Annotated in this window: 9 protein-coding genes; 4 read left to right on the top strand and 5 right to left on the bottom strand. The window is 72.8% G+C overall.

From position 1 onward, the window contains the following. Nucleotides 1–74 precede the first annotated feature (74 nt). From AB0D66_RS09525 to AB0D66_RS09515, 3 genes are all read left to right on the top strand, one after another. The gene (locus AB0D66_RS09525) at nt 75–917 is read left to right on the top strand and encodes a chitosanase (RefSeq protein ID WP_362299194.1); all 843 of its coding nucleotides are present in this window, start codon (nt 75–77) and stop codon (nt 915–917) included. 307 nt (nt 918–1,224) lie between these two features. Next, nucleotides 1,225–1,578 (top strand): DUF805 domain-containing protein, encoded by a 354-nt coding sequence (locus AB0D66_RS09520; RefSeq protein WP_362299191.1) that lies wholly within the window; start codon nt 1,225–1,227, stop codon nt 1,576–1,578. A gap of 212 nt (nt 1,579–1,790) precedes the next feature. Further along, on the top strand, nt 1,791–4,010 hold the full coding sequence (locus AB0D66_RS09515; protein ID WP_362299188.1) for an NADP-dependent isocitrate dehydrogenase: 2,220 nt from the start codon (nt 1,791–1,793) through the stop codon (nt 4,008–4,010). A gap of 87 nt (nt 4,011–4,097) precedes the next feature. On the opposite strand, the gene AB0D66_RS09510 is transcribed toward AB0D66_RS09515, so the two are convergent. The 4 genes from AB0D66_RS09510 to AB0D66_RS09495 form a co-directional block, all read right to left on the bottom strand. Then, a complete protein-coding gene (locus AB0D66_RS09510; protein WP_362299185.1) occupies nt 4,098–4,556 on the bottom strand; it encodes a hypothetical protein in 459 nt (152 codons plus the stop codon). 135 nt (nt 4,557–4,691) lie between these two features. Further along, nucleotides 4,692–7,004 (bottom strand): germacradienol/geosmin synthase, encoded by a 2,313-nt coding sequence (locus tag AB0D66_RS09505; RefSeq protein WP_362299182.1) that lies wholly within the window; start codon nt 7,002–7,004, stop codon nt 4,692–4,694. 65 nt (nt 7,005–7,069) lie between these two features. Next, nucleotides 7,070–8,479: a family 2B encapsulin nanocompartment shell protein gene (locus tag AB0D66_RS09500; RefSeq protein WP_362299179.1), complete on the bottom strand. Its 1,410-nt coding sequence runs from the start codon at nt 8,477–8,479 to the stop codon at nt 7,070–7,072. 75 nt (nt 8,480–8,554) lie between these two features. Next, entirely contained in the window at nt 8,555–9,661 is a 1,107-nt protein-coding gene (locus tag AB0D66_RS09495) for a polyprenyl synthetase family protein (RefSeq protein ID WP_362299176.1), read from the bottom strand. Nucleotides 9,662–9,916: 255 nt separating this feature from the next. On the opposite strand from AB0D66_RS09495, the gene AB0D66_RS09490 reads away from it, so the two are divergent. After that, nucleotides 9,917–11,215, top strand: a complete 1,299-nt coding sequence (locus AB0D66_RS09490; protein ID WP_362299173.1) for a tetratricopeptide repeat protein — start codon at nt 9,917–9,919, stop codon at nt 11,213–11,215. Between the two features lie 28 nt (nt 11,216–11,243). Here AB0D66_RS09490 and AB0D66_RS09485 read toward each other — a convergent pair whose 3' ends face one another. Beyond that, nucleotides 11,244–12,491: a family 2 encapsulin nanocompartment cargo protein terpene cyclase gene (locus AB0D66_RS09485; RefSeq protein ID WP_362299170.1), complete on the bottom strand. Its 1,248-nt coding sequence runs from the start codon at nt 12,489–12,491 to the stop codon at nt 11,244–11,246. Nucleotides 12,492–12,658 lie beyond the last annotated feature (167 nt).

Genomic DNA, 12,658 nt, shown 5'->3' with positions numbered 1-12,658 from the left:
TTGAGATGCCCTGAAGTCTGGTAGTAAAGTTTCTTAACGAAACCGGGAAGCCTCAACTCCCCCATGGAGGCCTTGTGTTCACCCCCCACCGCAAGACACTGGTGACCGGCGCCCTGCTCGGCAGCGTGCTCCTCGCCTTACCGGTCACGGCTCAGGCGACCGCGCTCGACACCGGCGCCACCACGGCGAGGGCGCAGGCGGCCGCCGCCGTCGGGCTCGACGATCCGGCGAAGAAGGAGATCGCCATGAAGATCGTCTCCAGCGCGGAGAACTCCACGCTGGACTGGAAGGCGCAGTACAAGTACATCGAGGACATAGACGACGGCCGCGGCTACACGGCCGGCATCATCGGCTTCTGTTCCGGCACCGGCGACATGCTCGACCTCGTCGAGTACTACACCCAGGTCAAGCCGGGCAACGTCCTCGCCAAGTACCTCCCCGCCCTGCGCCGGGTCGACGGCACCGACTCCCACGCCGGCCTCGACCCGAACTTCACCCGGGACTGGGCGAAGGCGGCCCAGGACACCGAGTTCAAGAAGGCCCAGGACCGCGAGCGGGACCGGGTGTACTTCGACCCGGCCGTCAAGCAGGGCAAGTCCGACCAGGTCGGCACGCTCGGCCAGTTCGTCTACTACGACGCCATCGTCATGCACGGCGACGGCACGGACTCCACCAGCTTCCGCAACATCCGGGCGCGCGCGCTGTCCAAGGCCAAGCCCCCGTCCCAGGGCGGCAGCGAGACCGCCTGGCTGAACGCCTTCCTCGACGCCCGCGTCTGGGCGATGAAGCAGGAGGAGGCGCACAGCGACACCAGCCGCGTCGACACCGCGCAGCGGGTGTTCCTGAAGAAGGGCAACCTGAACCTCAACACCCCCTTGGACTGGAAGGTGTACGGGGACTCCTTCCGCATCGGCTGACGCGAACGCGGTCCGGCCCGCGCCCGGTTCCGTCCGGGCCGCCGGGTCGCCGTGCGGTAACGATGTGGACACTGATCCACGTGGGTTCGGTGGTGCGGAGCAGGCCCCCGGCGGGGACGTATCGGACGTGCGCGGACACGGCGCCGCCGCGTACCCCGGTCACCGCTCCACCAGTGCCGGATATCGTGCTGTGTGGCCGAATTCGAGCCCTGGAGAACTGGCTTGACCCCGCTGTAAGGGGGGCATAAGTTCTGCCCCGGCTTGCTCCAGCAGGACGGGCCGCACCACCGTCCTCTGGGGGGACCCCGTGAACCACTACACCGACGTTCTGAAGAAGTACGCCGACTTCTCCGGCCGCGCGCGCCGCCAGGAGTACTGGATGTTCTTCCTCTTCAACGCGGCTGCCGCGATCATCCTGATCGTCCTCGACTTCGTGCTGGGGACCTACCCGCTGCTGTACGGGATCTACGCTCTCGCCGTCTTCCTGCCGAACCTGGGCGTCACCATCCGCCGCCTGCACGACACGGGCAAGTCCGGCTGGTGGATCCTCATCGGCATCATTCCGGTCATCGGCTTCATCTGGATGATCGTCCTCCTGGCCACCGAGGGTGAGCAGGCGCCGAACCAGTACGGCCCGAACCCCAAGGCCCTCGCCGCCTGATCTGCCGTACAGGCCTGTTCGCGGTCTGACCGCCCGAGCGCCGCCCCGGCTGGAAACAGTCGCGGCGGCGCTTTCGCCGTTCCCGGGGCCGGCGTGACCCGTGTCTCCCCAGGCTCGCGGCAGGGGGCTGTCCAGACCGGCCCGATCACGAGATATCTTGATGTCGAGCAATGTTGCAGACGAGAGACGCAGACTGTGGAGCGGAGCATCCGGTGACTGACTCGACCATCATCTACACGCACACTGACGAGGCCCCGGCCCTCGCGACGTATTCGTTCCTGCCTGTGATCCAGGCGTACGCGTCGACGGCCGGTGTGAATGTCGAGACCCGAGACATCTCCCTGGCCGGTCGGATCATCGCCAGCTTCCCCGAGCACCTCGAGGAGAGCCAGCGGATCGCGGACGCCCTCGCCGAGCTCGGCGAGCTGGCGAAGACCCCCGAAGCCAACATCATCAAGCTGCCCAACATCTCGGCTTCGATCCCGCAGCTCAAGGCCGCGGTCGCCGAGCTCCAGGGCCAGGGCTACGCCCTCCCCGACTACCCGGACGACCCGAAGACCGACGAGGAGCGCGAGATCCGCGCGCGCTACGACAAGGTCAAGGGCAGCGCCGTCAACCCGGTCCTGCGCGAGGGCAACTCCGACCGCCGCGCCCCCGCCTCGGTCAAGAACTACGCCAAGGCCCACCCGCACCGCATGGGTGCCTGGAGCGCCGACTCGAAGACGAACGTCGCCACCATGGGCGAGAACGACTTCCGGTCCACCGAGAAGTCCGCGGTGATCGCCGAGGCCGGCACGCTGCGCATCGAGCACGTGGACGCCGACGGCGCCACCACCGTCCTGCGCGAGTCCGTACCGGTCCTGGCCGGCGAGGTCGTGGACGCGTCCGTCCTGCACGTCGACGCGCTGCGCACCTTCCTCAACGACCAGATCGAGCGTGCCAAGGCCGAGGGCATCCTGTTCTCCGTGCACCTCAAGGCCACGATGATGAAGGTCTCCGACCCGATCGTCTTCGGCCACGTGGTCCGCGCCTTCCTCCCGAAGACCTTCGCCCGCTACGGCGCCACCCTCGCGGCCGCCGGCCTGTCGCCCAACGACGGCCTCGGCGCGATCCTGAACGGCCTCGGCGCGCTGCCCGAGGGCGACGCGATCAAGGCCTCCGTCGAGGCCGAGATCGCCGAGGGCCCGGCCCTCGCGATGGTCGACTCGGACAAGGGCATCACCAACCTGCACGTTCCGTCCGACGTCATCGTCGACGCCTCGATGCCGGCCATGATCCGCACCTCCGGCCACATGTGGGGCCCGGACGGCAACGAGGCCGACACCCTCGCGGTCCTGCCGGACAGCAGCTACGCGGGCGTCTACCAGGTCGTCGTCGACGACTGCCGTGCGCACGGCGCCTACGACCCGTCCACCATGGGCTCGGTGCCGAACGTCGGCCTCATGGCCCAGAAGGCCGAGGAGTACGGCAGCCACGACAAGACCTTCGAGATCGCCGCCGCGGGCACCGTCCGCCTCGTCGACGCCGCGGGCAACACGGTCCTGGAGCAGGAGGTCGCCGCCGGTGACATCTTCCGCGCCTGCCAGACCAAGGACGCGCCGATTCAGGACTGGGTCAAGCTCGCCGTCACCCGCGCCCGCGCCACCGGCGTCCCGGCCGTCTTCTGGCTGGACGAGGGCCGCGCGCACGACGCGCAGCTCATCGCCAAGGTGAAGACGTACCTGGCCGACCACGACACCGAGGGCCTGGACATCAAGATCCTGTCCCCGGTCGAGGCCACCGCCTTCTCCCTGGAGCGCATCCGCCGCGGCGAGGACACCATCTCGGTGACCGGCAACGTGCTGCGCGACTACCTGACCGACCTGTTCCCGATCCTGGAGCTGGGCACCAGCGCCAAGATGCTGTCGGTGGTCCCGCTGATGAACGGCGGCGGCCTCTTCGAGACGGGCGCCGGCGGCTCCGCCCCGAAGCACGTGCAGCAGCTGGTCAAGGAGAACTACCTGCGCTGGGACTCGCTCGGCGAGTTCCTCGCGCTGGCCGTCTCCTTCGAGCACCTCGCCACCACCACCGGCAACGCCCGCGCCCAGGTGCTGGCCGACACCCTGGACCGGGCGACCGGCAGCTTCCTCAACGAGGACAAGTCGCCGAGCCGCAAGCTGGGCGGCATCGACAACCGCGGCAGCCACTTCTACCTCGCCCTGTACTGGGCGCAGGAGCTGGCCCGCCAGACCGACGACCCGAAGCTGGCGGCGGCCTTCGACCCGCTGGCCAAGACGCTGGCCGAGTCCGAGCAGAAGATCGTCGCCGAGCTGATCGCGGTCCAGGGCTCCCCGGCCGAGATCGGCGGCTACTACCAGCCCGACGCGGCCAAGGCCGCTGCGGTCATGCGTCCGTCCGCGACCCTCAACGAGGCGCTGGCCACCCTCGGCTGACACCCGTGACCCCCGCGTGACGCGCTCCGCCCCGGCCGGCCCCGTGCCCGCCGGGGCGGACCCGTGTCCGGACGGTGCCCGCCCCCGTCAGAGCCGGTGCACCCGCTCCTCCTCGAAGTCCAGCGGGTGGCGGCCGGCGGCCAGCAGCCGCAGGCCCGGCGCGCGGCGGAGCAGGTCCCGCAGCCAGTCCACGGCCGCCGGGGTGAGCCGGTCGCTGCCGTCGAGGACGAGCAGCATGTCGCGCTCGGCGAGCCAGGACACGGCGCCTGCCGTTCCGCACGGCAGGAAGGGCGTGCCCGGCACCCGGCCCAGCGCTGCCGTCAGATCCCGCACGCCGGACGCGCGGTCCAGGCCGACGACCGCCACCCCGTCGTAGAAATTGGACGCGAGCCGCCGGGCGATCTCCCGGACCAGCAGGCTCCGCGGCTCGCGGAACCTGCCCGTCACGGTCAGAACGCGCCCCCGCCGGACGGCCGTCAGCAGCCGCGACATCTCCACGGACGTCGCGGGCAGCGTGCCCGACGCCCCGGATTCCCCCATCGGCACGATGCCCCCCATTGCATGCGTGACCAAGTGCGGCCAGAGGGTTGTTTCAAGCCGCATGACGACGATTATGCGTCGCCCCCGCCGTAAGACCAGGGGAACGGCGTATTCCTGCGGAGGCACCTTCCGCCGCGTAGGTCAGGCCCACGCGGCCCGGTGCGGAGCCGGGGGCAGTCGGCGGCCGGAGCCGGGCGGGTCCGGTACGAGCGCACCCGGCGGCGCCGGTACGAGCGCACCCGCCGCCGCGGTCCGGCGGTGCGCGTGATGGCGCTCGAGGTCCTCCTCCCGGTAGCGCTTCGTCGCGACGTGCCACACGTGGATGGCCGCCATCCACCGCGTCAGCTCCTCGGCGTTGCGGTCCAGGGCGGCGCGGGCCGCCGCGTCCAGCCCGTAGTCCGCGTACATGACCGGGAGCTCGTTGGCCACCACGTGCTGGAACTGCTTCATCCGCGCGGTCATCAGGTCGTTCACGATCCGCAGCGCCGTCGGGTAGTCGCAGTCGAAGAAGTTCTCCACTACGATCAGGCAGTTGTGCAGCTCGCCCTCGTACTGCGCCTCCTTCTGGTAGGAGAACACGTCGTTCATCAGCGCCGAATAGTCGAAGGCGGCGGCCTCCAGCGACTGCATCGCCGAACTCGCGTACACCTCCTGCGGGACGGCGTCCAGGTGCGCCATCCGCGCCAGCGCGATCGTCATCGGCGAACCGAACGTCACCCGGCGCATCTCCAGGTAGTCCACCGGGTCCGGCACCCGGTTGGCGGCCTGGTTCTCCAGCTCCCAGTGCCAGCTGTCCAGCACCCGGTCCATGGCCGTGCGGAAGAGCTCACGGCCGGGCGGCCCCATCGGCGCGGCCGTACGCCGCCACAGGTCGGCCAGCCCGCGCTCCATGGCGTTGGCCGGGGGCGGCGGCGCCGACAGGTCCAGCGGCATGCAGGCCCGCAGCCGCTCCGTCTGCGCCCGGGCGGCGGCCAGACCCGGACCCCGCCCGGTGCCGAAGAGCAGCGGGTAGACGTCGTCGGCGTACGTCCCCCAGCTCAGCCAGCCCGCGCTGATGTCCAGCGCCTCGGCCGGGGCCTGCGGGTCGATGCCCGCCGAGCACAGCGCGAAGTCGTACCCGCGGGCCTTGTCCTCCCACCAGACGCCCTCGTCCAGGATCCCCATCGCGCGGTCCCACTCGATGAGCCGCTCCCGGGCGCCGGCCAGGTGCGGGTTGAGGACGTTGCGGTACGGCATGAAGAACTCCGGGATCACCGAAGGCCCCACCCGGCGGGGGACGTTGCCGTGCCGGCGGATCCGCCGCGCGCCGCCGGTCAGGCCCAGCAGCGCCCTGATGTTGGCGCCGGTGGTCCCGAGCCCGGTCGGACCGCGCAGCCATCCCGGCGTCCCCGCGGCCGGCAGGCCCGCGCCGTCCCGCCGTCCCGACCCGCTCCGGGCCGGGCGGGAGTTCATGTACCGGCTGGAGCGCATGTGCCACTCGTGGCCGCCGGACTGCCAGTCCTGGAGCCCGCGGGCGTAGGTGAGGACGGCGAGGATCCCGGCCGGGTCCAGGCCCTTCTCCGCGAACAGCGCCGGCAGTTCGGTGAAGAAGGTGCTCTCGAACTGCTGGAGCCGCGAGGTGATCATGTGGTTCAGCTGGTCGGCGGCCTCCTGCGCGGTGCAGCCGAAGAACCGCTCCAGGACCAGCACCCCGTTGCTGAGCTCGCCCTCCTTCCCGATCTCCCGCTCGTAGGAGAACAGGTCGTTGCGGAAGTGCACCGCGTCGGCGAAGCAGTCGCGCAGCACGCGCAGCGCCCGCTCCCCGGAGACGGCCGGGGGCACCTCCATGCCCACCGCGTGCTCGACGATCCCCGCCGACCAGGGCGCACCGCCCACCTTGCGGCGCTGTTCGACGTACTCCACCGGGTTGGACACCCGGCCGATGCCGATGTTGTCGAGCTCCCACAGCGACTCGTGGAGCAGGTTGCGGGTGCTGAGGGTGAAGCGCGCGGTCCAGTCCGCCGAGTGCCCCGGCACCGTACGCCGCCACAGGTCGGCCAGGCCCGCCTCCACCGGATTGGCCGGCTCGGGCATCGGCGCGTGCGGGTCGGCCGGCATGAACGGCGCCAGCCGGTCCAGCGCCTCCCGCCCGGCGGCCCGGTCGCCGGAGCGCTTGAACCGCTCCAGGAACCAGTCGTCGAAGAAGAACACCCACACGTACCAGTCGGTGACGAGCGAGAGCATGGGCCCGTCGCACTCGGGGTGGGTGTAGGCGCACAGCAGCGCGTAGTCGTGCGCCTCCAGGTCGGCCGGGCCCCAGACGCCCGAGCCCTCCAGCATGCCCAGCTGCGCGGCCCACGCGCGGGTGTGCGAACGGGCCTCCTCCAGGTGGGGGTTGAGGCGGGCGGGATGCGGGAGGTAGAACTCGGGCAGCTCGAAGGGCTGCCGGGAGGCGTTCTCCTGCGGAGCGGTCATGTCCTGGACCCCCTCGGTCCTCGATCCTCGGTCAGTCCTCGTTCCGGTCCCCCGGCCCCCGGACCTCAGTCGTCGAATCGGGAGATCTCCACGTTCTCCAGCACCCCGACGGCGTCGGGCACGAGGATCGCCGCCGAGTAGTAGGCCGTGACCAGGTAGGAGATGATCGCCTGCTCGTTGATGTTCATGAAACGGACGGACAGGCCCGGCTGGTACTCGTCCGGCAGCGCCACCGGGTGCAGCCCGACGACCCCGTCGTTGTCCTCGCCGGTGCGCAGGACCAGGATCGAGCTGGTCCGCTCCGGCGTCACCGGGATCTTGTTGCACGGCAGCAGCGGCACCCCCCGCCAGGACGGCACCCGATGGCCCTGGAAGTCCGCGCTGTCCGGGTACAGGCCGCGCCTGCTGCACTCCCGGCCGAAGGCGGCGATCGTCCGCGGATGGGCCAGGAAGTACTGGGACCCGCGCCGGCGGCTGAGCAGCTCGTCCATGTCGTCGGGGGTCGGCGGGCCGGTGCGGGCGTAGATCCGCTGCTCGTAGTCGGCGTTGTGCAGCAGCCCGAACTCCGCGTTGTTGACCAGCTCGCTCTCCTGGCGCTCCTTCAACGCCTCGATGGTCAGCCTCAGTTGCTGCTCGGACTGGTTCATCGGCTGGTTGTAGAGGTCGGCGACCCGGGAGTGCACGCGCAGGACCGTCTGCGCGACGCTCAGCTCGTACTCGCGCGGGCTGAGGTCGTAGTCGACGTACGTGCCGGGCAGCATCACCTCGCCGGTGTGCCCGGCGGACAGGTCCACGGCGTCGCTGCCCCGGCGCCCGACGCGCTCGGCTTCCAGATAGGCCTCGGCGTGCCGGCGCAGGGCGGCCGAGCCGTTCAGGGCCGCGTCCCAGTCGCCGCGGTTGAAGGTCATCGTCACCACGTCGGTCTGGGCCCGGGCGGTGAACTCCCAGCGTGCGTCGGGCAGCGGGTGGTGGCCGAAGTGGTCGCCGTCGCTGAGCACGCCCAGGCTGGCCTCGTCCCCGTACGCGCCGACGCTCAGCCGCTCGATGCGGCCATGGGCGATCAGGAAGATCTTGTCGACGGGTTCGCCGCGCCGCACGATGACGTCGCCCCTGCGGAACTCCTCCTTGACGAACCGGTCGGCGATGGCCCGGACCACCTGGTCGTCGGGGAAGTTCCGGAGCATGCCGAGCTCGCGCAGCATGGCCGGGATGACCCGCAGTTCGGAGCCGGTCTTCACGAAGGTGATGCGGCCGTCGCCGAGGGTGTAGCTGACCGTCCGGTTCACCCGGTACGTGCCGCCGCCCGTCTGGACCCACGGCAGGATCCGCAGCAGCCAGCGCGAGCTGATCCCCTGCATCTGCGGCGCGGACTTGGTCGTCGTGGCCAGGTTCCGGGCGGCCTCGGTGCTCAGGCTCTGCCGGGCGGCGGCGGTCAGGTGCTCGGCGCCCACTTCGGCGCTGGGGTCGACGGACATGGCGGGCCTTCCTCTCGGTCGGTCTTCCTGGGAGCTGCGCGGACCCCGGGCCCGGGGCCGGGCGCGTCCTGCCGGTCAGTGCTCCCTTCGGGTGATCAGCTCGCACAGCGACACCAGCTCGGCGGTCGCGGCCGGGTCGGGGACGGCCCGGGCCAGGCACTCCAGCGCCCGCCCGGCCCGTACGGAGGCCTCCTGCCGCGCCCAGTCCCGCCCGCCGGCGGCTTCGACCAGAGCCGTCGCACGGGCGATCCCGGCTGCACCGAGCGGGCCGCCCCCGGCGTACAGGACGGCGAGTTCGTCGCCTGCGCCGGTGCCCGACAGCAGGGCCGCCACCACCGGCAGGGACTTCTTGCGGGCGGCGAGGTCGGCGCCCACCGGCTTCCCGGTGATCTCCGGGTCGCCCCAGATGCCGAGCAGGTCGTCGATCAGCTGGAAGGCGGTCCCGATGCCGCGGCCGAAGGAGTCGAGGGCGGACGTGACCTCCGGCGCCGCGCCCCCGTACAGCCCGCCGAGGGCGCAGGCGGCGCCCAGCAGTGCACCCGTCTTGGCCTCCGCCATGGCCGTCGCCTCGGCCAGGGTCACCGTGGCGCGCGCCTCGAAGGAGCAGTCCTGGTACTGGCCCTCGCACAGCTCGGCCACGCAGTCCGACAGCCGCAGCACCGCCTCGGTCCGGTCGGCGACCAGCCGGACCGCGAGCGCGGCCATCGCGTCGCCCGCGACGATGGCCTGGGCGCTGCCGAACACGGTCCAGGCCGTGGGGCGGTGGCGGCGCGTGGCATCCCGGTCGATGACGTCGTCGTGCAGCAGCGTGAAGTCGTGCACGAGTTCGGCGGCCGCGGCCGCGCCGAGGGCGTCCTCCTCGCGGCCGCCGACCGCCCGCGCCGCGGCCAGCACCAGGGCGGGGCGTATCGCCTTGCCCGCCCGGGCGGCGGCCGGGGCGCCGGTGGGGTCGCGCCAGCCCAGGTGGTACTCGGCCACCGCCCGCACGCCGCCGGGCAGCGAGCGCACCGCCGTGCGCAGCAGGGGCTCCACGGCCGCCCGGCCGCGGCCGAGGGCGGCGGGGGCGGCGAGGGCGTTCCGCGCGTGACGGACGTCCTCGCAGGGCTCGGCGCCCAGGGGCGTCAGGGGTGTCAGGGGTGTCACGGGCTCGGCGGAACGGGCGGGCTTCACGTGCGGGGTCATGGGGGTGCGCACCTCCTGCGCGGCGGGCCGAGTGCGGGGCGGCGTGCGGGAGTGACCGTGAGGAACCGTCCCGCTCCGAGTGATCTGCCGTGCTCCCGTACGCCACGGCCACGCGGTGTGATCGTGTGCTGCCGGGCGCACACGTCTTAGTTAGGGGCAGGACGGCCGCACCCGGTACATCCGTCCCCGCCCCACCGTGTTGAATGTCCGACCGCGTTGAATGGATGGACACGTGTACGAGCTGGGCGGTTTCTGATGGCCAAGCGTGAACCCAACGGACGACTCCGCACCCTCCTCACCGATGCGCGCTGGAGCGGGCAGGACTTCGCGCGCGCCGTCAACGGGGTGGCGGCCGAGGCCGGCCTCACCCTGCGTTACGACCGGACCTCGATCTCGCACTGGCTGGCCGGCACCCGCCCGCCCGCGCACGTCGTCGCCCTCGCCGCCGAGGCGCTCAGCCGCCGCACCGGGCGGCGGATCAGCCCGGCCGAGACCGGGCTCGCCCGGCCCGCGGGGGTCCGGGCCCCGGACCGGCCCGACGCCGGACCGGACGGCGCGGACGTCCTCGCCCTGCTGGGCGAGGTCCCCGTCTACTCCTCGGCCTGGCGGCCCCCGGGCTGGCCGCCGCCGGACGGCACCGGGACTCCCGGGCGGCCGTCCGGGCGGATCGGGCCGGACCACGTGGCGGCCGCCGAGGCCGTCCTGCCGGTCTTCCGGAGCGCCGACATGATGTTCGGCAGTGGCCTGGCCCGGCCCGCCCTGACCCGCTACCTCGCCACCACCGTGACCCCCTGGCTGCGCGCGGGCGCCGCGCCCGCGGTACGGCACCGGCTGCTGGGCTGCGCCGCGCGGCTCGCCTACACGGCCGGGTTCCTGTGCTTCGACGGCAACCAGCAGGGCGTGGCCCAGGCGTACTACCGGGCCGGGCTGCGGCTCGGCCAGGAGGCGGGCGATCCCGGCTGCTGGGCGCCCGTCCTGCGCGCCATGAGCGTGCAGGCCCACCACCTGGGCCACCGCAGGCAGGCGTGGGAGCTGGCGGAGGCGGCCGCACGCGAGGCGGGGCGGCTGCCCTCCCTCCAGGCCGCCTTCGTCACCGGACAGCTGGCCGTCGCGGAGGCCGCCTGCGGAGACCGGCGGGCCGCGGTGGCCCATCTGGCCGAGGCGGAACGGCTGTTGGAGCGGTCGGACGGACAGCGGACGGCCATCGGCGACTACCACCACTCGGCGCTCGCCCATCAGCAGGCCGAGGCACTGGCCGCACTCGGGGACGTACGGGGCGCGATCGCGGCACTCGGCACCTCACTGCGCCGCAGGCCGCCGGGCGAGAGGCGGGCGCGAGCCGTCACCCTGGCCCGGCTCGCCGAACTCCACCTGAACCAGGGCCATGTGGAACGGGCCTGCGCCTCGTGGCACGAGATGCTGGACGCGGTGCCTCAGCTGGACTCCGCGCGCGTGGACGACGCCGTGCGCCGGCTGCGCGGCCGCCTCCAGCCGGTCCGCGGCAACCACACGGCGCGGGCCCTGCTGGCCCGCGCCTGCGCGCTCACCCGGTGACGTGACCGGGCCGGCACCGGCCCGCGCCTCAGGAAGGCCCGTGGTAGCGGGGGGTCGTGGCGTGCCACTCCTTCGCGCCGCCCATCCAGTTCCAGACCCCCTCCAGGAAGCGGCCCAGCGCGGGTGAGCCGAGGGCGGCCAGCGCGGCCGACTCCGCCTCGACCGTGCGCACCACCTCGTCGTGGACGGCGGCCGTGCGGTTCACCGCCTCCTGGAGGGAGCAGTGCTCCTCGGCCGCGATCAGGCGGGGGAGGTTGGCGTCGCCGGGATCCTCCCGGCCCATCGAGTACAGGTCGTTGAGCAGGCAGGTGGCGACGCCCGCGTACATGTACGTGCGCCGGACCCGGACGTCCGCGAACTCCGGCGCGGGCACCTCGTAGCCGCCGACCGGATCGGTCAGCACCATGCAGGGGAAGAAGCCGTTCTCGTACCGGTGCACCAGGTACTCCCAGACCGGGGGCCGGCGGCCGGACCTGCGCCACTCGGCCTCGTGGTTGTACCCGACGAACATCACGGCCAGCTGGTGGCGCAGGCGGGTCACCTGCGTCGGGGAGGCGAACGCGGAGAGGTGCTCCAGGCCGGAGCGGAAGGCGCGCAGCACCGGCTCGGCCGCCACCCGCTCCTCGAACTGCCGCTCGTAGCCGGCCGGCAGGCGCACGGGGTCCACCACGGCCTGCGCAAGCGCCGTCCGCAGGCCGAGCAGCCCGGGATCGGCGTCCTCGCCCGCATCCGCCCAGTGGTCGTCTACGGACCATTCGCACAGCGCGCACTTGGCGGCCGCGAGCAGCCGGTCCGGGTCGTCGCAGTCCGGGTGCGCGAGCATCATCAGCCGGCCGAAGTGGCAGGAGCGCAGGGCGTCCAGGCGGCCCGCGTAGATCCCCGTTTCGGCGGCCCACAGCACGAGCCGGTCGTTGACGACGTCGGCCAGCGCCGGATCGTCGCGAACGGCGTCGGGGCAGTACAGCGGAGGGATCACGATGCCGGTGCCGGTGCCGGTGGCACTGTCCGGGGCCGGTCCGGCGGCGGGTGCGGGCCCGGGGCCGGTCCCGGGAGCCGTGGCGCCGCGCGTGCCGGCCGCCGCGGGCGGACCGGCCGCGGGCCCGGTGGGCGGGCGGGCGCCCGGGGCGGCATCGGCACGCGTGCGGGCGCCCGCCGCGGGCGCGGCGCGCGGCGGTGACGTGCCCAGTCCGCTGCGGCCGCCGAGCAGCCGGCGCAGGACCTCCGCCGGATCGGCTGCGGCCACCCGGGCGGGGGCGGGGGCGGGGGCGCGGTCCATGGATCCTCCTGGGGGTCGGCACACCCCGCCATGGAGCGCGGCCCCGTCCCGGCTCCGGTACCCCCGAGGGGCCTTGGGCCTGTTGAGGATCCGGCCGTGTTGAAAGCCCGCACGCCGCACCCCCGCCACGGGTCGTACAGGCGTGCAGGGCTTCAACCGGCCGGGAT

This window comes from Streptomyces sp. NPDC048270 (genome assembly GCF_040652335.1).
Classification (GTDB): Bacteria; Actinomycetota; Actinomycetes; order Streptomycetales; family Streptomycetaceae; genus Streptomyces.
The sequence above is the reverse complement of the archived record's forward strand: the minus strand, read 5'-3'. Positions and strand labels throughout refer to the sequence as shown.

Excerpts from the sequence above, each read along its gene's own strand:
- AB0D66_RS09490 (WP_362299173.1), top strand. The coding sequence starts at position 9,917 with ATGGCCAAGCGTGAACCCAACGGACGACTCCGCACCCTCCTCACCGAT.
- AB0D66_RS09500 (WP_362299179.1), bottom strand. The coding sequence starts at position 8,479 with ATGTCCGTCGACCCCAGCGCCGAAGTGGGCGCCGAGCACCTGACCGCC.
- AB0D66_RS09495 (WP_362299176.1), bottom strand. The coding sequence starts at position 9,661 with ATGACCCCGCACGTGAAGCCCGCCCGTTCCGCCGAGCCCGTGACACCC.
- AB0D66_RS09485 (WP_362299170.1), bottom strand. The coding sequence starts at position 12,491 with ATGGACCGCGCCCCCGCCCCCGCCCCCGCCCGGGTGGCCGCAGCCGAT.
- AB0D66_RS09505 (WP_362299182.1), bottom strand. The coding sequence starts at position 7,004 with ATGACCGCTCCGCAGGAGAACGCCTCCCGGCAGCCCTTCGAGCTGCCC.